At 70.1% G+C, this 18,805-nt stretch carries 17 protein-coding genes and 1 tRNA gene; 4 read left to right on the top strand and 14 right to left on the bottom strand.

Annotated features, from left to right (window positions below; all coding sequences use genetic code 11):
- Positions 1–23: 23 nt before the first annotated feature.
- Positions 24–1,220, bottom strand: coding sequence for a cob(I)yrinic acid a,c-diamide adenosyltransferase (locus CBM981_RS08415; RefSeq protein ID WP_087068037.1), 1,197 nt, complete (start codon positions 1,218–1,220; stop codon positions 24–26).
- A 117-nt stretch (positions 1,221–1,337) separates the two neighbouring features.
- Between CBM981_RS08415 and larE the strand changes: the two genes are divergently transcribed.
- Positions 1,338–2,213, top strand: a complete 876-nt coding sequence (gene larE, locus CBM981_RS08410; protein ID WP_225867315.1) for an ATP-dependent sacrificial sulfur transferase LarE — start codon at positions 1,338–1,340, stop codon at positions 2,211–2,213.
- 149 nt (positions 2,214–2,362) lie between these two features.
- On the opposite strand, the gene speD is transcribed toward larE, so the two are convergent.
- Entirely contained in the window at positions 2,363–2,842 is a 480-nt protein-coding gene (gene speD, locus CBM981_RS08405) for an adenosylmethionine decarboxylase (RefSeq protein ID WP_087068035.1), read from the bottom strand.
- A gap of 72 nt (positions 2,843–2,914) precedes the next feature.
- Complete coding sequence (recF, locus tag CBM981_RS08400) at positions 2,915–4,000, bottom strand: DNA replication/repair protein RecF (RefSeq protein ID WP_369801693.1); 1,086 nt, start codon at positions 3,998–4,000, stop codon at positions 2,915–2,917.
- Positions 4,001–4,144: 144 nt separating this feature from the next.
- On the opposite strand from recF, the gene CBM981_RS08395 reads away from it, so the two are divergent.
- Positions 4,145–4,218, top strand: a tRNA-Arg gene (locus CBM981_RS08395).
- A 147-nt stretch (positions 4,219–4,365) separates the two neighbouring features.
- Here the strand turns inward: CBM981_RS08395 and CBM981_RS08390 are convergent.
- The 8 genes from CBM981_RS08390 to CBM981_RS08355 form a co-directional block, all read right to left on the bottom strand.
- Positions 4,366–4,818, bottom strand: coding sequence for a GNAT family N-acetyltransferase (locus CBM981_RS08390; RefSeq protein ID WP_087068033.1), 453 nt, complete (start codon positions 4,816–4,818; stop codon positions 4,366–4,368).
- Between the two features lie 31 nt (positions 4,819–4,849).
- Positions 4,850–7,816, bottom strand: a complete 2,967-nt coding sequence (ppc, locus tag CBM981_RS08385) for a phosphoenolpyruvate carboxylase (RefSeq protein ID WP_087069298.1) — start codon at positions 7,814–7,816, stop codon at positions 4,850–4,852.
- 32 nt (positions 7,817–7,848) lie between these two features.
- On the bottom strand, positions 7,849–9,015 hold the full coding sequence (gene gshA / locus CBM981_RS08380) for a glutamate--cysteine ligase (protein WP_087068032.1): 1,167 nt from the start codon (positions 9,013–9,015) through the stop codon (positions 7,849–7,851).
- Positions 9,016–9,035: 20 nt separating this feature from the next.
- Positions 9,036–10,595, bottom strand: coding sequence for an anthranilate synthase component I family protein (locus CBM981_RS08375; RefSeq protein WP_087068031.1), 1,560 nt, complete (start codon positions 10,593–10,595; stop codon positions 9,036–9,038).
- 78 nt (positions 10,596–10,673) lie between these two features.
- Entirely contained in the window at positions 10,674–11,105 is a 432-nt protein-coding gene (locus tag CBM981_RS08370; protein WP_087068030.1) for a photosystem I reaction center subunit II PsaD, read from the bottom strand.
- Between the two features lie 165 nt (positions 11,106–11,270).
- Complete coding sequence (locus CBM981_RS08365) at positions 11,271–12,653, bottom strand: HAMP domain-containing sensor histidine kinase (protein ID WP_087068029.1); 1,383 nt, start codon at positions 12,651–12,653, stop codon at positions 11,271–11,273.
- Positions 12,654–12,665: 12 nt separating this feature from the next.
- Complete coding sequence (gene rodA / locus CBM981_RS08360) at positions 12,666–13,943, bottom strand: rod shape-determining protein RodA (RefSeq protein ID WP_087068028.1); 1,278 nt, start codon at positions 13,941–13,943, stop codon at positions 12,666–12,668.
- Positions 13,944–13,947: 4 nt separating this feature from the next.
- Positions 13,948–15,051, bottom strand: coding sequence for an Mrp/NBP35 family ATP-binding protein (locus CBM981_RS08355; protein WP_087068027.1), 1,104 nt, complete (start codon positions 15,049–15,051; stop codon positions 13,948–13,950).
- Positions 15,052–15,151: 100 nt separating this feature from the next.
- Here CBM981_RS08355 and hemF point away from each other — a divergent pair, with 100 nt between their 5' ends.
- The gene (gene hemF, locus CBM981_RS08350; protein WP_225867314.1) at positions 15,152–16,300 is read left to right on the top strand and encodes an oxygen-dependent coproporphyrinogen oxidase; all 1,149 of its coding nucleotides are present in this window, start codon (positions 15,152–15,154) and stop codon (positions 16,298–16,300) included.
- Here hemF and CBM981_RS08345 read toward each other — a convergent pair.
- On the bottom strand, positions 16,227–17,153 hold the full coding sequence (locus CBM981_RS08345; protein WP_225867313.1) for a dehydrogenase: 927 nt from the start codon (positions 17,151–17,153) through the stop codon (positions 16,227–16,229). The two genes, hemF and CBM981_RS08345, sit on opposite strands and share 74 nt — an antisense overlap.
- Positions 17,154–17,218: 65 nt before the next feature.
- Positions 17,219–17,770: a cofactor assembly of complex C subunit B gene (locus CBM981_RS08340; protein WP_087068026.1), complete on the bottom strand. Its 552-nt coding sequence runs from the start codon at positions 17,768–17,770 to the stop codon at positions 17,219–17,221.
- Between the two features lie 89 nt (positions 17,771–17,859).
- On the opposite strand from CBM981_RS08340, the gene CBM981_RS08335 reads away from it, so the two are divergent.
- Positions 17,860–18,534, top strand: a complete 675-nt coding sequence (locus CBM981_RS08335) for a ribonuclease D (protein WP_087068025.1) — start codon at positions 17,860–17,862, stop codon at positions 18,532–18,534.
- 13 nt (positions 18,535–18,547) lie between these two features.
- Here the strand turns inward: CBM981_RS08335 and CBM981_RS08330 are convergent, their stop codons facing one another.
- Positions 18,548–18,805 (bottom strand): hypothetical protein, encoded by a 258-nt coding sequence (locus CBM981_RS08330; RefSeq protein ID WP_087068024.1) that lies wholly within the window; start codon positions 18,803–18,805, stop codon positions 18,548–18,550.

The following is an 18,805-nucleotide window of genomic DNA, read 5'->3' as shown; positions in this document are numbered from 1 at the left end:
TGCAGCGCTGCTGAGCGGCCCGTTCAGTAATCCACGCCGCGCTTGAGGTCCACCCCCCGCTCGGCGTAGTGCTTGTGGCACACCATCTCGGAGTGCACCGAGGCCAGGTCGAAATAGAGGGGGCGGTTGCGGCAGCGGCCGGTGAGGATCACCTCCGTTTCGGCCGGTTTGCGCAGCAGGGTCTGCACGATCGGCTCCTGGGGCAGCAGCTCCAGGTCCACCGTGGGATTGATCTCATCGAGGATCACCGTCTTGTAGAGCCCGCTCGAGATCGCCGCCCGGGCGATCTCCCAGGCCCGCTCGGCCTCCACGTAGTCGATCGGCTGCTGCTGGCCGCGCCACACGATCGCATCGCGGCCGGAGCGCAGATGGTCCACCAGGTGGGGATAGCTCTCCCGCAGGGCGGCGATGGCGGCATCTTCGGTGTAGCCGGCGCCTCCCTTGAGCCACTGCAGGATCAGCACCCGGTGGCTCTTGTCCTGGCTGATGCCCCGGCCGATGGCCTGCAGGGCCTTGCCCAGGGCGCTGGTGCTCTTGCCCTTGCCCTCGCCGGTGTAGATCTCGATGCCGTCGAGGCCCAGGGGTTCGGCCGTGGCGTCCTGGCGGCGATGGGCGCGCATTTCGGAATGCAGATCGGCCAGCTGCACCAGCTGGCGCGGCGCGCCCCGCCCGGTGCAGATCACCTCCATGCCATCGGGCTTGGCCGCGAGGGTGCGGCAGATCTGCTCGGTGTCCAGCAGACCGAGATCGAGCACGGGGTTGAGCTCGTCGAGCACCACCACCGAATAGAGGTTGCTGGCGATCGCTCCCTTGGCGATGTCCCAGCCCCGCTCGGCCTCCTGCCGGTCGAAGCGGGTCACCTGCTCGGCGCTGAAGAATTCGCCGCGGCCGGTGCGCACCTGGTCGATCAGGTGGGGAAATCCCTGCTGCAGCGCTTCGATGGCCGCATCCTCGTCGTAGGCGCGGCCGGGTCCCTTGAGGAAGCGCAGCAGCAGCACCCGGGTGCGCTTCTGCTCGCAGATGCCGAGCCCGATGGTGCGCAGCACCACCCCCAGGGCCGCCTGGCTCTTGCCCTTGCCGTCGCCGTCGTACACGTGCAGCTGGCCGTGGGTGCGCTCATCGCGGTCCGAGGCCGTGCGGATCCCGATGCCGGCGCTGCTGCCGCGTCCGCTGCTCCGTCCGCTGCTCCGTTGCGGCGAGGGCGTGGTGCTCGGGCTCATCGCTGCCGTGCGTTGGCGGCGATGCTACCCACCGTGTTCCGAGAACCCGTCGCGCAGGATCCCAGCCAGCCTTGCCAGGATCGCCGCACGTCCCCCCGCTCCCGCTGCCCAGAAGCCGTGCCGTTCACCCTGCTCGAGAGCCTCCCTGCAGCCCTGGATCAGGGACTGGCCGACCTGCGGGCGCGCCTGGCTGCCCTGCCCCGGATCGTGGTGGCCTACTCCGGCGGTGTGGACAGCGCGCTGGTGGCGGCGATCGCCGTGGAGCAGCGGGGCTCTGGTGCCCTGGCGGTCACCGGGGTCTCGCCTGCCCTCGCCCCCCACCTGCGGCGGGAGGCGGCACTGCAGGCCCGCTGGCTGGGCATCAGCCATCAGGAGATCGCCACGGCCGAGCTGGCGGATCCGGCCTATGCCGCCAACCCGGTGGATCGGTGTTATGCCTGCAAGCGTGAGCTGCATCGGGTGCTGGCCCCGATCGCGGCTGCCGCCGGGGCGGCCGCGGTGCTGGATGGGGTGAACCACGACGACCTGGGCGACCACCGCCCCGGCATCCAGGCGGCCCGGGAGCATGGTGTCCGCTCACCCCTGGCGGAGCTGGGCCTCGACAAGGCGGCGGTGCGCCATCTCTCCCGCGCCCTGGGCCTGCCCTGGTGGGACAAGCCGGCCCAGCCCTGCCTGGCGTCCCGCTTTCCCTACGGCGAGGCGATCAGCGCCGCGCGCCTGGAGCGGGTGGCGGCCGCCGAAGCCTGGCTGCTGGAGCGGGGCTGGTCCGAGGTGCGGGTGCGTTGCCAGGGGGAGACCGCCCGGATCGAGTTGCCGGCTGCGCAGCTCCCCGCAGCTCTGGGGCAATGGAGCGAGGTGTCGGAGCGTGAGGCCCTGGTGCAGGCCTTCCTGGGACTGGGCTTCACGGCTGTGGGCCTCGATCTCGAGGGGCTGGTGAGCGGCAAGCTCAACCGCGCTCTGGTCGGTGGTGCCCTCCGGGCCCGCCTCCCCTGAGCCCCCGATCGCCCGTCTCCCCATCAACACCCCCCATCAACACCCCCCATCTACACGCCACGCGATCAACGGACAGCAAAACCCCCGGAAGGGGGCTGACAACAAAGCCCCCGGAAGGGGGCTGAGTTTCCGCAGCACGGCTCTCGGGCTCAGGCTGCCAGGGCCGGCTGGCGTTCCTCCGCGGCGATGGCCCCGGGGGTTTCACGCCGGAAGCTCGTGAGCTTGTGGTGGCTGGCGGCCAGTTCGCCGGCGAGCACGGCACAGGCCCGCTCCGGCATGGTGTGGTCGCCGCAGGTGAACACATCCACCGCCGCGTAGCCGGACTCCGGCCAGGTGTGGATTGAGATATGGGATTCCGCGAGCAGGGCCAGTCCGGTGACGCCCTGGGGTTCGAATCGGTGGGTGATCAGGTTGAGGAGGGTGGCACCAGCACGCTTCGCAGCGGCGGTGATGGTGTCCCTGAGAAAAGCTTCGTCGTTGAGCTTGGCGGTGTCGCAGCCGTAGAGCTCAAGAATGCAGTGTTTTCCGACCGTGTCGGAGATCTGGTGAGGCAGGGGTTCCGCGACAGGGGCGGCAGGGGTTGCACTCCATCCGGGGTGGGGGTGGAGGCAGGGAAGGGTCTGGGTCATCGAATCCGACCGCACAAGCCGCCCACCATACGTGAAGTTCCCGCCGCGGCGCCTCGGACCTGGGCCGCGGCCTCAGATCGCTGCCCTCAGGGCGCCGGCGCGCAGATGCACGATCTGGCTGCGCTGCTGCCAGCCATCGCTGAAGGCCCCCAGATGGGTGGCACTCACCAGGCACTGGTGGCCCTCGCCCACGGCCTCGAGCAGCAGCTGCTGGCGGGTCGGGTCGAGTTCGGCCAGCACGTCATCCAGCAGCAGCAGCGGCGGTTCCCCCACCACGCTGCGCACCAGGTCCAGTTCCGCCAGCTTCAGGGCGAGAACCAGGGTGCGTTGCTGCCCGGCTGAGCCGTAGCGCCGCGCCGGCTGGTCGCCGAGGGTGAAGGCCACCTCATCCCGGTGGGGCCCCACGCTGCACTGGCCCAGGCGGAGCTCGGTGTCGCGCTGGGCCGCCAGCTGGCTGCTGAGGGCGGCCCGCCAGGGCTCCTCGGCCTCGTCCCCCTCCAGCCGGGTGCCGCTGCGGTAGGCGATGGCGAGCGCATCCCGCCCGCCGCTGAGGCGCTCCTGCCACTGGGCCGCCAGGGGGTGAAGCCGTTGCAGGGCCCGATGGCGGCGGCGATGCAGCCGCGTTCCCACCAGGGCCATCTGCTGATCGAACGCATCCAGCAGCCCCGCCTGGTCCCGCCCCATCCCCCGTCGCAGCAGCTGACTGCGCTGGCGCAGCAGCCGGCCGTAGCGGCTGAGCAGATCGCCGTAGAGCGGTTCGAGCTGCAGCACCACCCGGTCGAGCCACTGACGCCGGCCAGCGGGCTCCCCCCGCACGAGCTCCAGATCCAGGGCGCTGAAGCTGACACAGCGCAGGTCGCTGAGCAGGTCGAGCTGCCGTTCCAGGGGTTTGCCGTTGCGCCGCGCCTGGCGCCCTCCCCGGGGACGCAGGTCCAGCTGGAGCTGCTCGCCGCTGGCGGTGAGGCCCCGGATCCGGGCGTGGCTGCACCCCTGCTGGATCAGATCCCGGTCGGAGCCGGTGCGGTGGCTGCGCAGGGACCCCAGCAGCTCCACCCCCTCCAGCAGGTTGGATTTGCCCTCGCCATTGGGGCCGAGCACCAGCAGCCGGGGGGCCTCCAGGTTCAGCTCCAGCCGCGTGATGTTGCGGAACTGCAGCAGCTCGAGGCGTTCCAGCCGGATGGGTCCTGAGGCGGTGAGCGGCTAAGGTAGCCCTGGTGCGGTCACCACCCGCAGACGCCCACTCCACCAGTTCGCGAGGCTGGGGATGGAGCCCGGACCCCTGGTTCCGGCCCGCGGGCATCTGGGCATGTAGCTCAGTTGGATAGAGCGTCAGATTCCGGTTCTGAATGTCGGGGGTTCGAGTCCCTCCATGCTCGTCGTTGGCCAGTCCTGTGCCCTGCTCCCTCCCGGCTGCGGTCGGGGGGGATTTTTGTGGCCGGCAGACGGCTCAGGCCGTCCCCCTCTCCTGGCCTGGCCCGTCGTCGCCCTTTCCAGGGGCCGTCAAGGTGCCTGCAGAGGTGCCTTCAGAGCTTCAGCCCCATGGCCCGGATCCCCCCCGGATCGACGATGAAGCCCTGGCGTTCGAGGGCCCGGAGGGCTTCGGGCGGGGCCGAGAGCGACACGCTGCACCCGGAGAGTTCCCGGCGCAGCCGCCCCAGGGAGGCCTGCACCAACGCCCGCATCACCTGATCGCGGTTGGCATCATTCGGATCGGTGCACAGATCCCAGAGGTTGGCGTTGAGGGCCAGGTCGCTCGTGGCGCGTACGAAGCCCACCACCGTGCCCTCGGGCCCGGCGACCCCCAGATGCCAGACACTCCGCTCCAGCGCCCGTTGCCAGCGCTCCGGCGACCTGGGGGCTTCTCCCGATGCCGTGATCAGCCCGTTGAGAACCTCAGCCGCCGGCCAGGGGTTGGACAGCAGGCTGTAGCCCTCCTGCAGCCGGGGGGGCGGTGTCTGCGGACGAAAGGGGATCAACAGGGAGCCCAGGGTGATCGCGTGCGATGGGTCAGCCGGTGTTGCGCATGCCGGCAGCGATGCCGTTGATGGTGAGCAGGGCACCCCGCAGCAGTTCACTGCGGCTGTAGGTGCGGCCATCGGAACCGCTTCCCGTAGCTTCGCGCATGGGTGGTTGCCGGTTCTGGTCCCGCAGCCGGCGCAGCAGGGCCACCTGCAGGAAGCCCAGGGGAACGATCGTGCGGTTGCGCAGATCCACCGAGAGCTGCAGGGCCGGATCGCCATCGAGCAGCCGCTGATGGCCGGTGATGGCCAGCACCAGATCGCGGGTCAGATCGAACTCTGCGGCGATGGTCTGGAAGATCTGCTCGAAGGCTTCGCGCCGCTCTGGCCGGCCCAGGGCCTGCACGTAGTGATGGGCCAGGTCGATGTCCACCTTGGAGAGGGTCATCTCCACCTTGGAGATCAGCATCCGGAAGAACGGCCAGCGCTGGTAGAGCAGCCGCAGCAGCTCCAGTTGCTCGGGGTCGTGGTCGAGCTCCTCGCGCAGAGCGGCCCCCACCCCGAACCAGCTGGGCAGAAGGAAGCGGCTCTGGGTCCAGCCGAACACCCAGGGGATGGCCCGCAGGCTGGAGAGGTCCTTGGCACCGCTCTTGCGGCGGGCCGGCCGGCTGGAGATCTGCAGCTTGCTGATCTCCTCGATCGGGGTGCATTGCTGGAAGAAGGCCACCAGATCGGGGTTGTCGTGCACCAGGGCGCGGTAGAAGTCGCGGGAGCGGGCCGCCAGGCGCCCCATCAGCTCGTTCCAGGTGGGGGTGTTGTCCACCGGGGTGCTCACCAGGCTGTTCTGCAGCACGGCCGTGGTGAGGGTCTCGAGGTTGTAGAGGGCCAGCTCGGGCAGGGAGTACTTGGAGGCCAGCACCTCCCCCTGTTCGGTGATCTTGATCCGGCCGCTCAGGGTGCCGCTGGGCTGGGCCAGCACCGCCTGGTAGGCCGGCCCGCCGCCGCGGCTCACCGAGCCGCCGCGGCCGTGGAAGATGCGCAGCGCCACGTCGTGCTGGGTGGCGAGCTGCTGCAGCGCGATCTGGGACTTGTGGATCTCCCAGTTGCTGGAGAGGAAGCCGGAATCCTTGTTGCTGTCGGAATAGCCCAGCATCACTTCCTGGAGCGGTTGGCTGGCGTCACTGGTGGCGAGCAGGCGCCGGTAGAAGGGCTGGCTGAACAGCTGCCCCATCACCGCCGGGGCCCCCTGCAGGTCCTCGACCGTTTCGAACAGGGGCACCACCAGCAGGCTGGAACTCTGGGCCACCGGATCCACCAGGCCCGCCTCCTTGGCCAGCAGCAGCACCTCCAGCAGATCGGACACCGTGTGACTCATGGAGATCACGTAGGTGCTGCAGATGCGGGTGCCGAACTCCTGCTGCAGCCGTTGCACCATCCGCAGCACCGCGAAGGTCTCGGTGGTGGCAGCGCTCCAGCTGGCGGCGGGCGGGAAGAGGGGGCGGCGGGTCTGCAGCTCCCCCAGGAGCCAGGCCACCCGTTGCTCCTCGTCCATTTCGCCGTAGGGAACGGGCAGCTGCAGGTAGCGGCTCAGCTCATCGAGCGCGTCGCTGTGGCGGGTGCTCTCCTGGCGGATGTCCAGGCTGGCGAGGCAGAAGGCAAAGATCTGCACCTGGCTGATCAGGTGCTGCAGCGATTCACAGCTGAGCCCCGTGCCCTCCAGGCTCTGGAGCACCAGTTCCAGATCGTTGCGGAACTCATCCACCGCCGCGTAGTGGAGCTCCTGAAGGCCGGCGCCCCCCCCCAGACCGCCCAGCACCGGCGCGGTGGAGGCGAGTCCGTCGCAGGGGGACTCCCAGCCGGCGTCGGCCAGCAGCTGGTTGCGTTCCTGGGTGAGGCGCAACCGCTCGAGCACGTAGCTCAGCTTGAGGCGGTAGGGCTCGAGGCGGTAGCGGGCGGCCCGTTCCTCGTAGATCTCGGGAAAGCGGAGCCGGTCCATCTCGAGCGATTCCAGCAGCGCTGGACTCACCTGGCTCCACTGCATGGAGATGCTGAGCTGGTCCCGCAGCTCACCCACGGCCTTGACGTAGCGCTCCAGCATGAGCTGGCGCTGGAAACAGGCCGTGCGCCAGGTGATGTCCGGCGTGACCGAAGGATTGCCATCCCGGTCGGCCCCCACCCAGGAGCCGTAGGTGCAGAACGCGTCGCGGGGAGGCTCCACATCGGGGTAGCTCTCCGCCAGGGCGGCGCTCACCCGCTGCCGCAGCAGGGGCATGGCCTCGAACAGCACCTCCTGGAAGAAGTGCAGGGCGTAATCCACCTCATCGAGCACGGTGGGCTTGAACTGGTGCAGTTCATCGGTGCGCCACCAGAGGCGGATCTCCTCCTCCAGCTGCAGGCGGAGGCTCTGCCGTTCCACCCGGTTCAGGCCGGAGCCCTGCTCCAGCTTCTGAATCAACGTGGCCACCCGCCGCTGCTTGTGGCGCACGGTGTGGCGCACGATCTCGGTGGGATGGGCCGTGAACACCAGGCGCAGATCGAGATTCCGCAGCAGGTTCTCGATCTGGGCCGGCGGCACGTTGAGGTTGCGGAGCCGCTCGAACAGCTGGCGGAACGTGGCCGGCTCGGTCTGGCTGGCCAGCGGCGGCAGGAAAGGGTCGCTCGAGACAGGCTCGGGGAGGGTCTTGAGGCTGTCGAGGTAGCTGTCCTCCTCGATGTGCTGTTCGAGGATGTTGACCAGCTGGAAATAGAGGGAGAAGGCCCGGGCAGCCGCAATCGCTTCGGCCAGATCCATCTCGCGGATCAGCTGCACGATGGCGGCGCCGTTGTCGACGGTGGCGGTGTCGCCCTCCGTGGGATCACTCAGCTGTTTCAGGCGAAGCAGCCGCTCGGCATGGTGCGGAGGGCACTCGCTGCGGAGCACGGTCTGCCACAGGTCTTCGACCAGCTCCATCCGCTCACCGAGCAGACGGGTGGCGCGAGGGGAAGGTTCAACGACGGAAGGCACCAACTGCCGCATGGAGGCTGGACGATCGTCGCGTGTGGTGGTGATCATCCCAAAAGACCCAGAGCCGGGTCTGTGCCCGTCATGGCGGAGAGGCGCAGCTCCTGGGCTGCCATGGAGGCCACCTCTCCGCCCAGGATGGCACGGATCGTGCTTCCCTCCCGGTGCTGCCGCAACCAGGTCATGGCCTGGTTGCCGTGGCGGAGCACACCCTCGAGCGGCGCCAGCACGGCTGTGAGGCCCAGCTCCGACGCCAGCGGCGCCACCTCGCCCAGCAGCCTCTCCAGCCACTGCTGGGCCTGGATCGGCGTGCCATCCCGCCAGTCCCGCAGCTGGGCGTCCAGGCTGCTGCGGGCCGCGGCCCTGTCGTTGGCATCGGCCAGCAGGGCCAGCTCGGCCCGGTCCAGGCTGCTGGCCAGCAGGGGATCCCAGCGCTGGGGATCCCGCTGCACCTGCCAGAGCCGCAGCTCCGCCAGGGCCGTGATCGCCAGCAGCACCAGGGGATCGCTCACCAGATCGCAGATGCGGATCTCCAGCCGGTTGAGGCCGTAGGGGCGGTCGTCGCCGTTGGGCCGCACCGAGGTCCAGAGGTGCCGCACGTTCTGCATGGTGCCGGCCTCCAGCTGCTGTTCCATCCAGCGGATGTAGTGGCCGTGATCGAGAAACAGGGGCACCTGCTCTGGCGTGAGCGGGAACTGCAGCCAGCGCTGGGAGTGGGCGCCCGTGGGGACCCCATCCAGGAAGGGGGAGCTGGCACTGAGGGCCAGCAGGAGCGAGGCCTCGCAGCGCAGCAGGCGCAGGCCGGCGAAGAGGGGTTCCATCGCCCGCAGCCCGAGGTTGATGTGCACGCTCGCCGTCACCACGCGGGTGCCGTAGGTGTGCTCGATGTAGTCGTGATACGGGTTCTGGGGGTTGGAGCGCTCGAAATGGCCGCTGTCACCCAGGCTCAGGGTGCTGCCGGGCAGCAGGGTGAGGCCGCGCTGGCCCAGCCAGTGCCGCAGCCGCTGGCGTGGTTCGAGCAGCAGGACCAGCAGGCGGTCGTAGTCCGTCTCCGGGGCCGTGATGTACTCCAGATTGCGGTGGTCGGGCTCGGTCACGAAGCCAGGCAGGGCCGCCGCGGCCTCAGCCGAGCAGCCCACCACCGTGCCGTCGTCGCGGCCGGTGTACAGCTCCACTTCGAAACCCTTGAGCAGCAGCGGCGATCCCGGGGGCATGGATGCGGCCTCAGAGGAATTCACGCCAGACACGCCAGGGCCTTCAGCATGCCGCGTGCCTTGTTGAGGGTTTCCTCGTATTCGGCCGTGGGCCTGGAATCCGCCACCAGACCGGCACCCGCCTGCACCTGCACGCGCCAGGTGCCCCCATCGCCGGGTTGCACCACCATCGTGCGGATGGTGATGGCCGTGTTCAGGGCTCCGCCCAGATCCACGGCGCCGTAGACGCCTGAGTAGGGGCCCCTCGCATCAGGTTCAAGGGCATGGATCAGCTGCATGGCCCGGATCTTGGGAGCGCCGCTGACCGTACCTGCCGGGAACGCCGCCATCAGCAGGTCCCACACGCTGCGGTCCTCGGCCAGGAGCCCCTCCACCTGGCTCACGATGTGCATCACGTGGGAGTAGCGCTCGATCACCATCAGGTCGGTGACCTTCACCGTGCCGGGCTGACAGACGCGCCCGAGATCGTTGCGGCCCAGATCCACCAGCATCACGTGCTCGGCCCGTTCCTTCGGGTCGGCCAGCAGGTCGGCCTCCAGGGCCAGGTCCTCGGCTTCGTCCGCCCCCCGCGGACGGGTGCCGGCGATGGGCCGGAGCGAAGCCCTGATCCCTCCGTCCGGCAGGGGGTCGGCCTTCACCATCACCTCCGGACTCGACCCGATCAGGTACCAGCCGCCGAAGTTGAAGAACGCCATGTAGGGCGATGGATTCACCATCCGCAGGCTGCGGTAGAGCTCGAAGGGATCCCGGCGGATCGAGGTCTCGAGGCGCTGGCTGATCACCAGCTGGAAGACATCCCCGGCGGCGATGTGCTCCCGGGCCTGCACCACGGCGGCCTCGAAGTCCGCCTGGCTGCGGTTGCTGCTGGTGGCCAGGTCACTGCCGCTCCGTTCGTCCCACTGGAGGGGAGCCACGTCTGCAGGCAGGGGGGCGTGCATCTGCGCCTCCAGCGCCGTGATCCTGGCTGCGGCCTCCGCATGGGCGGAGGCTGGATCGGCACCACCGCTGAGATCGGCGTAGGCGATCGCGGTGATCTGGCGCTTGACCTGATCGAACACCAGCAGGCTGTCGGCCAGCATCCAGCAGCCGTCCGGGGGGGCCTGGGCACGCACGGCATGGACGGGCACGCTGGGCTCGATCCACTGGATCAGCTCGTAGCCCCAGAAGCCGAACAGCTGTCCCACCGGCGGCAGCCCGGGAATCGGCGGGCTCTGGAGCGGCTGGAGGCAGGTGCGCAGCAGCTCGAAGGGGTTGCCCTCAAGCTCATCGCAGCGCCCATCGCGCCACTGGCGGATCGCCTGGGGGCCGCGGGCGGTGAGGATCCAGAGCGGGTTGGTCACCACGAAGCTCCAGCGTCCGATCCTTTCGCCCCCCTCCACCGACTCCAGCAGCACCCCATGGCTGCTGGCCGCGCCCACCTTCAGCCAGGTGGTGAGCGGGGTTTCCAGGTCGGCGGGCCAGCGCTTCCAGAGGGGGATGAAGGTGTGGCCCGCCGCCACCTGGTCCAGGAAGGCCTGGTCAGGGAAGGACTCGTCCGGGAAGCCGGGTTCGCTGGTGTCGGAGCGATCGGACGGGGACATGGGAGAACCGGCAGGCAAAAAAAACGGGGCACCGGGCCCCGCCTTTATAGGAGTTGATTGGACGGGGTCCCTCGGGACTCAGGCGTCGTAGGTGTTCTTGCCGGTGAACTTGAGATTGGCGGGGTTGGTGTTGGCGCCGATGGTGCGGGGATTGTGGCCAACGATGGGGCGACCTTCGTTCACTTTTTCGGGGAACACACCATCTTTGGGATGGAGATATTCGGTATCGCCACCGGGGAAGATGCGGTAGATCTTGTAGTCCTCGATGCGGGGCTTGAACTTGGTGCGGAGCTGGGTGCCGAGGGCGAGGCACTGCTCCTTGCGGGCGAAATACATGAGGTTTTCGCCTTCGTTCATTTCGGCCGCCCCACCGGTGGGCAGTTCGAACACCTGGGCCTTGGAGCTGGTCCAGGTGATCGCGTACTTCTCTTCGGTTTCAGCGGCGTTGAGCAGGCCGCCGGTGCTGCCGATGTACTTGGGAAGTTGACCGCTCAGTGCCGTTGCTGTCATGACGAGGTTCAGGTGTCGGCAGACTGTTTCAGCGGGAAGCTAGCACCGTGTTTTTGCTCCCTCTCGCGGCTCAGCTCCACTCTTCACACCCGTCAACAAACCCGTTCAGACCCCTCCCGCTCAGGAGCCTGCAGCTCAGGAGCCTGCAGCTCAGCTGTCTCCAGCTCAGCAGACCGGAAAGAACACCGTGAGGCCGTTGCCGCTGCGTTCGGTGAGCCGGCCCCCCATCCGCTCGAACAGCTGCTGGGTGGCCTGATGGCTCAGCTGCAGGCTGCCGGTGGTGGGGTTCCAGCTCAGCACCGGCCCCACCAGCTCCCGGGCGGTGGCCTGGCTGGAGGGGGCGAGGGGCTGCAGGTCGGTGCCCTCGCCACTCAGCTGCAGCTTCAGCCGTGCTCCGGCGGGTTGCAGCGACACCACCACGGTGCTGCCGGCCGGCAGGCTGCGGCTGAAGCGGTCGATCAGTCCGCCCAGCATCGTTTCCAGCCGGGCTGGATCGCTGAGCACGGCAGGCAGGCCATCGGCCAGCGTGAGCCGCAGGGTGAGATCACGGCGGGCCAGCTGGCGTTGCCAGAGCGCCTCGAGCTGGGCCAGCAGCTGGCTGAGGTCGGTGCGGGCCAGGGGATGGTCGGTGGGGGCCTGGGCCGGGTCGCTCCGCCGCTGCAGCTCCGCGGCCAGAAAGATCAGGCCGAAGCGGTCGATCTGCTCACTGCATTCGCCATCGATATGCTCCAGTCGCTGCCGCACCACGGCCGGCAGGTCGCCGCGGCGCAGCAGGGAGCGGATCAGGGTGCGGATGGTGGCCAGGGGGGTGCGCACCTCGTGGGTGAGGGCCTCCAGCAGCGCCAGTTCCGTCTTCACCGCCCGGCTCTCGGCCTGGGAGGCCTGCGGTGGCCGCGGCTCCTCCACCAGGGGCTGCAGCGTGAGGCTCGGGGCGATGGCCGCCAGGCGGTCGGCCAGGCGCGGCCAGAACCGTTCGCCGAGGGAGGGATCGCTGTGGAGCGGGCCCAGGCGCTGCACGGCGGCCCGCAGATCGGCCGCGGCGGGCTGATCGGTGCACTCCAGCCGCTCGTGGATCAGGGTGAGGGCCCGCGAGAGCACTTCGGCGTCGAACCGCACCACCAGCCGCCGCGCCTCGGCGGCTCCGTCCAGGCAGAGGGCCACCTGCAGGTGCGGAGTGATGAGCACCAGCACCGGGTCATTGCCGTCGTCGGCCTCGAGCGGCAACCGCCGGAATCCACTGGCCGGGTCGTCACCGGCCTGGCGTGTTGCCGCTGCCCCGGGAAGCAGCGGCGCGCCCGGGGGCAGCAGTGCCTCCAGGGGGCCAGGTGTCCACACCCATCCCTGCAACTGCTGCAGCAGGTCCGGCTCATAGAGAGCCGGCAGCGGGGCGGCCAGCCAGAGCCCTGAGAGGCTTCCCCGGGGCAGGAGAAAATCCTCCTGCAGGGTGGCCAGGGCTGCCCACCACTGCCGCCGCACACCATCGTCGCGGCTGGATCCGGGAGGCACCCCCTCACAGAGGCAGCGCCGCAGCTCGCGCAGGCTCGCCAATCCGCTCCTCCCCTACCAGCGGTTCGGCGAAGCTCGGCCCCGCCGCGCCACGGAGGCGCACAGCCCCAGGGCCATGAAGTTCATCAGCATGGCCGAGCGGCCGTAGCTCAGAAACGGCAGGGGGATGCCGGTGATGGGGCCGAGGCCGATCGTCATGTTGATGTTCACCACCACCTGGAACATCAGCATCGCGCCGATTCCCACCACCACCAGGGATTCGTAATCGGTTCGCGCCTTGCCGGCGATCTGCAGCAGCCGCCACATCAACAGCACGAAGCCGGCTACCACCAGCGCCGAGCCGATGAAGCCGGTCTCCTCGCCGAGGGCGCTGAAGATGAAATCGGTGTGCTGCTCGGGAATGAACCGGAGCTTGGTGAGGGACCCCTGCATCAGGCCGGTGCCCCAGAGCTGGCCGCTGCCGATGCCCACCGTGCTCTGCAGCAGGTGGTAGCCCCCGCCGAGCGGGTCCTGGCCCGGGTCCAGGAAGAGGGTGAGCCGATCCCGCTGGTGCGGCCGCAGCCCGTGCTCCCAGAGCCAGGGGGTGAGCACGGCGAACAGGGCCTGCACGCCCACGGCCACCGCCAGCATCACCCGCTTCCAGGGCAGCGACGTCCAGGCCAGCCAGCCCATCAGCGGGATCCAGCCGATCAGCAGCCACGGCACGGTGCCCGAGGCGATGGCGCTCACCAGCGGCGAGAGCAGCAGCACCACCCAGGCGGCCGGCATGCCGGCCCAGAACAGCATCACCAGCAGCACCGCACCGAACACCAGGGAACTGCCGAGGTCGGGCTGGATGAACACGAGCAACCAGGGCAGGCCGATCACGGCCACCGGGCGTATCAGGTCCACCGGCCGCTCCACCGGGTGCCTGGCCAGCACATCCGCGAGCAGCAGGATCGCGCCGAGCTTGGCGAACTCGGAGGGCTGCACGTAGAAGCCGCCGATGTTGATCCAGCTCTGGGCGCCGAGGGCGCTCACCCCCACCACCCGCACGGCGATGAGGCTGGCCACCATGACGGCGAAGACCGGCCACTTCCAGGGCAGCAGGCGCTCCAGGGGAAGCCTGGCCAGCAGCAACGCCACCACCATTCCCACCGCGCCGGTGATCCAGTGCTGGTACCAGTCGGCGTAGTTGGCCTGACGCTGGGTGCTGGCGATCAGCACGCCGGCCACCAGCACCATCGCCAGGGGGATGCCCCAAAGGAACCAGTCCACGTTGGCCAGGGGACGCCGTCGTGCCGCTCCGCCCGCCGAGAACAGGCCCCGGTTCCGTCGCGGCAGGGTCACCATCCGCTCAGGCGGGCACCGCCGCCAGGGAGGCCACCCTGCCGGCCAGAGCCATGAAGCCCCGGGCCGTCGCGGACTCGGGCGCCGTCAGCACCACCGGGCGGCCGCCATCGCCCGCCTCACGCACCGGCATCTCCAGCGGCAGCTCCGCCAGCAGAGGCACGCCGGCCTCCCGGGCCAGCCGCTCCCCGCCCCCCTGCCCGAAGATCGGGTAGAGCTTGTCGGGCGCGTCCGGGGGAATGAACCCGCTCATGTTCTCCACCACCCCCAGCACCGGCACCCCCATCTGCAGGAACATCGCCAGGCCGCGGCGGGCATCGGCCAGGGACACCTCCTGGGGGGTGGTGACCACGATCACGCCGGCCATCGGCACCGCCTGGGCCAGGGTGAGCTGGGCATCGCCGGTGCCGGGGGGAAGGTCCACCACCAGCACATCGCGTTCCCCCCAGGCCACCTGGTAAAGGAACTGGCGGATGATCCCGTTCAGCATCGGACCGCGCCAGATCACCGGCTGGTTCTCCGCGATCAGCAGCCCCATCGACACCATGGCGATGCCGCAGGTCTCGATCGGCTGCAGCTCCTGGCTGGCGCCCTCGCCGCTCACTTCGGGGGTGCGGTCGGCCACCCCGAGCATGGTGGGCGCGTTGGGCCCGTAGATGTCGGCGTCGAGCAGGCCCACCCGCAGGCCGCTGCGGGCCAGGGCACAGGCCAGGTTCACGGCCACCGTGCTCTTGCCCACGCCCCCCTTGCCGCTGCTCACGGCGATCACCTGCTTCACGCCCGCAATCGGCTGGCGCTGGGGCAGCTGCCCCTGGCCGCCGGGTCCATGTCCGGCGGCACCGATCGGGGCGCCGCTGTGGCCCGCGGCCTCGGGCTGGGCCAGCTCGATCTGCACGTCCTGCACGCCGTCGAGGCCGAGCAGGGCCTGCCGTGCCTCGCTGACGATCCGATCCCGCTGGCTCTGGGCAAAGCCGGGCAGGGCCAGCCGGATCACGGCCCGCTCCCCTTGCAGGCGCGGATCCTGGATCCAGCCCAGGTCCAGCACGCCACGGCCGCTGCCCGCGTCCTTGAGGCCGCTCAGGGCGGCACGGGCCTGCTCGACAGTGGCCATCCGGGGAGCACGTAGGGAGGAGCGATCCTAGGAGGCATCAGCCGGTTGGCTGGCATGACAGAGCCTCTCGAACACTTGATGGCCGGCCGTCCGGGCTGAAATGGTGAAACCGTTTCAGGCGCCCGTGGGGCGCGATGTGATGCGCAAGGCCGAGTCGACGCTGGGGGCCGCCGGGAGTGCGGACGTGGGTGCCGAGGGCGGCGGCGGGGGGCAGGCGCCGGCCCTGGAGGCGCCGCCGGCGGGGTCCCGCCAGAGGGCCCGCGAGCTGCTGCTCGGCCTGCAGGATTCGATCTGCGCCGGCCTCGAGCAGCTCGATGGTGAGGGCCGCTTCGCCGAGGAGAGCTGGGAGCGGCCGGAGGGCGGCGGCGGCCGCTCCCGGGTGATGAAGGAAGGCCGGGTGTTCGAGCAGGGGGGCGTGAACTTCTCGGAGGTGCAGGGCTCGGAGCTGCCCCCCTCGATCCTCAGCCAGCGGCCCGAGGCCAAGGGGCATCCCTGGTTCGCCACCGGCACCTCGATGGTGCTGCATCCCCGCAACCCCTACATCCCCACCGTTCACCTCAATTACCGCTACTTCGAGGCGGGGCCGGTGTGGTGGTTCGGCGGCGGCGCCGACCTCACCCCCTACTACCCCTTCCTGGAGGATGCCCGCCATTTCCATCGCACCCTCAAGGGGGCCTGCGACAGCGTGAACCCGGCCTACTACCCGGTGTTCAAGCCGTGGTGCGACGAATACTTCTTTCTGCGCCACCGCCAGGAGACCCGGGGCGTGGGGGGGATCTTCTACGACTACCAGGACCCGCGGGGCGTGCTCTACAAGGGCCAGAATCCCGAGGGCCCTGCCGCCGCCGCCAGCCTGCGCCAGGGCCCTCTGCCCCAGAGCTGGGAGCAGCTGTTCCAGCTGGCCAGCGCCTGCGGCCATGCCTTCCTGCCCAGCTACGTGCCGATCGCCGAGAAGCGCCAGCACACGCCCTTCGGGGATCGGGAGCGCCAGTTCCAGCTCTACCGGCGCGGCCGCTACGTGGAGTTCAACCTGGTGTTCGACCGGGGCACGATCTTCGGGCTGCAGACCAACGGCCGCACGGAATCGATCCTGATGTCCCTGCCGCCGCTGGTGCGCTGGGAATACGGCTACAGCGCCGGGGAGGGCAGCAGGGAAGCCCTGCTCACCGACCTGTTCACCCGCCCCCAGGACTGGCTGGAGGACGGGTCCCTGGAGGAACGCTGCGCCCCTCACCAGGCCGTGAACTGAGGCCGCTGCCGCCGGGGCGGGGCGCGGCGGTCGTCGGCCTGGTCAGGCTGGGGGTGGCCAGGATGGGGGCGCCTCCGGGTGGCATCTCCGCGGGCTCAGCCAGCCCGCGCTCCAAGGCTGCCACCACCCGCTCGGCGATGGCGCCGATGGTGGCGTTGCGGCGGCGCGGATCGCGCAGGGCCCGCTCCAGCGGCCCCTCCAGCTTGCCGATCTCCAGGATCGCGATGCCGCGGCGGGGGGCCCCGAGCCCTTCGCGGTAGCGCAGGGGGTAGGCCCCGAAGGCCTGGGCCAGGCTCTCGTCCAGCCGGCTGGGCTGGCGGTGCAGGGGTGGAATCAACCCCGAGCCCACCCCATCCGGTCCGTAGGCGTCGTAGTGGATCTCCAGCGCGTAGCCCCCCCGGGCCGCGTGGGCCTTGCCGACGCTCCAGTTGGTGCGCGGGTCGTCCCCATCGGCGATGGTGCGCACGGGAGGGTCGTACAGCCGGATCGCCAGACCCCGCTGGCGGCCCAGGGCCACCACGGCCCGGGCCGTGAGCAGGTTCCAGTAGAGCTCGTCGCGGATGCCGGGCTGCATCGGCCGGGCCCCGAGGCGATCCACCGCTTCACCGGCGGTGCCGGCGCCGCCGATGCCCTGGGAATCGGCGTGGCCGGCCATCACCAGAATCTCGGTGTCGCCCGGCAGGGCGCGCAGACCGATCCAGTCCTTCTGGCCGCTGAGGCGGCTGCGGGGTCCGGTGAGGGGGTCGGGTTCGGGGATCACCGGCGCCCGGGCGACGGCGGCCGGAGCCAGCAGCAGCCCTGTGAGCGCGAGCAGCAGGGCCGGCTGGCGCAGGTTCGGTGGGCGGAACGGCATGGGATGACACCAGCGGGGACGCAGTCCAGGGGGCGCGTCCCATCGGCCCCCATCCTGAGGGAGATTCAGATGGGGGAGCTCAACAGATTGGCATCGCTGAACAGCCCGAGCCGGGGCCCGAGCTCCAGCTCGATCGCGATGAGTTCGTCACGGTGGGCCCGCAGCCGCAGGGCGCTGCCCGTGGCCAGGTCGTGGCTGATCAGCCGCAGTTCCAGCGTTTCAGCGCGGGCGGCGCGGCGGCTGTAGATCAGGCCTGCCATGGGACCCAGCAGGGTGAGCAGCAACGGCCACCAGCCGAGGGACGGCTGCACCTGGCGGATCACCAGGCCCAGGCAGCCCGCACCCACCGCCCCGAGCAGGGACAGCAGGCCTGCCAGCAGGCCGCTGGAGCGCACCTGGCCGCGGAAGCGGAGGCTGCGCTGGTCGGGATCGCTGGCCTCCGCCATCCAGCCCCGTTGCTGCAGCCAGGTGCTGAGGCAGTCGAGCACCTCCAGGGGTGGCCGCGACGAGCGCACCTCCACGGTGGTGGTGCGGTCCTTGCTGGCGGCCCGCAGGAAGAACACCAGCCCCACCGCCAGCAGCAGGGTGAGCACGAGGGTGGAGCTGCTGGAGGTCATGGCCTGGCCGTTTCACCCCCATTCTGGAGGGGAGGCAGGCGGGCGGCGTTCAACATGGACCTGCCCGCCGCCGCACCGCCGCCCCTGCCATGACCACCACCCCCACCAGCAACCTGCCGTCCCCGGCCCGGTTCGCCGTGTTCGACGGCGATCTCGACGCCGACTGGGCGGAGCTCTACGCCGGTGCGCGGGCCCTGGCGGTGGACACCGAGGCGATGGGCCTGATCCACGGCCGCGACCGGCTCTGCCTGGTGCAGATCTGCGACGACGCGGACAACGTGTGCTGCATCCGGCTCCGCCGGGGTCAGCGCTCGGCCCCGCGCCTGCAGGCCCTGATGGAGAACACGGCCATCGAGAAGGTGTTCCACTTCGCCCGCTTCGATGTGGCCGCCCTGGCCGAGAACCTCGGCATCGCCGTGGATCCGATCTTCTGCACCAAGATCGGCAGCCGTCTGGCCCGCACCTACAGCCCCCGGCACGGCCTCAAGGATGTGGTGCAGGAGCTGGTGGGGGTGGAGCTCGACAAGCGCGCCCAGAGCTCGGACTGGGGGGAGGTGGAGGATCTCACTGAGGCCCAGCTGGCCTACGCCGCCGGCGACGTGCGCTACCTGCTGCAGGCGCGCGACCGGCTGGAACGGATGCTGCGGCGCGAGGAGCGCTGGGAGCTGGCCCAGCGCTGCTTCACCTGCCTGCCGGTATTCGCCGACCTCGATCGCCAGCGCTTCCATCTGCTGTTCGAGCACTCCAGCGGCGGCAACCGCTGAGGCCTGCCGACAGTCAGTCCTCCAGCATGAAGTGTTCGTCGCTGCCCACCGCCTCCAGCAGGGAGGAGAGCATCGCGTGGCTGGCGGCGCTGCTGGAGGTGGCCTCGGTCAGCAGCTCTTCGGCGAGGCCCAGCCGTCCGGCGGTGTCCCGGATGCCGGCCGCCGCGGCTTTCACCTCCACCCGACGCCGGGCGGCGGCGAGGCTCACCCCCATGGCGCTGGCCAGCCTGGCGCAGGCGGCGTTGTAGGCCCGATCGGGAATGCCCGCCAT

Origin of the sequence: Cyanobium sp. NIES-981 (genome assembly GCF_900088535.1) — a bacterium.
Lineage (GTDB): Bacteria > Cyanobacteriota > Cyanobacteriia > PCC-6307 > Cyanobiaceae > NIES-981.
The sequence above is the reverse complement of the archived record's forward strand: the minus strand, read 5'-3'. Positions and strand labels throughout refer to the sequence as shown.

Bases quoted from the DNA above. Each gene is read 5' to 3' on its own strand.
- CBM981_RS08415 (WP_087068037.1), bottom strand. From the start codon at position 1,220: ATGAGCCCGAGCACCACGCCCTCGCCGCAACGGAGCAGCGGACGGAGC.
- speD (WP_087068035.1), bottom strand. From the start codon at position 2,842: ATGACCCAGACCCTTCCCTGCCTCCACCCCCACCCCGGATGGAGTGCA.
- ppc (WP_087069298.1), bottom strand. From the start codon at position 7,816: ATGCGGCAGTTGGTGCCTTCCGTCGTTGAACCTTCCCCTCGCGCCACC.
- gshA (WP_087068032.1), bottom strand. From the start codon at position 9,015: ATGCCCCCGGGATCGCCGCTGCTGCTCAAGGGTTTCGAAGTGGAGCTG.
- CBM981_RS08375 (WP_087068031.1), bottom strand. From the start codon at position 10,595: ATGTCCCCGTCCGATCGCTCCGACACCAGCGAACCCGGCTTCCCGGAC.
- CBM981_RS08370 (WP_087068030.1), bottom strand. From the start codon at position 11,105: ATGACAGCAACGGCACTGAGCGGTCAACTTCCCAAGTACATCGGCAGC.
- rodA (WP_087068028.1), bottom strand. From the start codon at position 13,943: ATGGTGACCCTGCCGCGACGGAACCGGGGCCTGTTCTCGGCGGGCGGA.
- CBM981_RS08355 (WP_087068027.1), bottom strand. From the start codon at position 15,051: ATGGCCACTGTCGAGCAGGCCCGTGCCGCCCTGAGCGGCCTCAAGGAC.
- hemF (WP_225867314.1), top strand. From the start codon at position 15,152: ATGGTGAAACCGTTTCAGGCGCCCGTGGGGCGCGATGTGATGCGCAAG.
- CBM981_RS08345 (WP_225867313.1), bottom strand. From the start codon at position 17,153: ATGCCGTTCCGCCCACCGAACCTGCGCCAGCCGGCCCTGCTGCTCGCG.
- CBM981_RS08340 (WP_087068026.1), bottom strand. From the start codon at position 17,770: ATGACCTCCAGCAGCTCCACCCTCGTGCTCACCCTGCTGCTGGCGGTG.
- CBM981_RS08335 (WP_087068025.1), top strand. From the start codon at position 17,860: ATGACCACCACCCCCACCAGCAACCTGCCGTCCCCGGCCCGGTTCGCC.
- CBM981_RS08330 (WP_087068024.1), bottom strand. From the start codon at position 18,805: ATGGCGGGCATTCCCGATCGGGCCTACAACGCCGCCTGCGCCAGGCTG.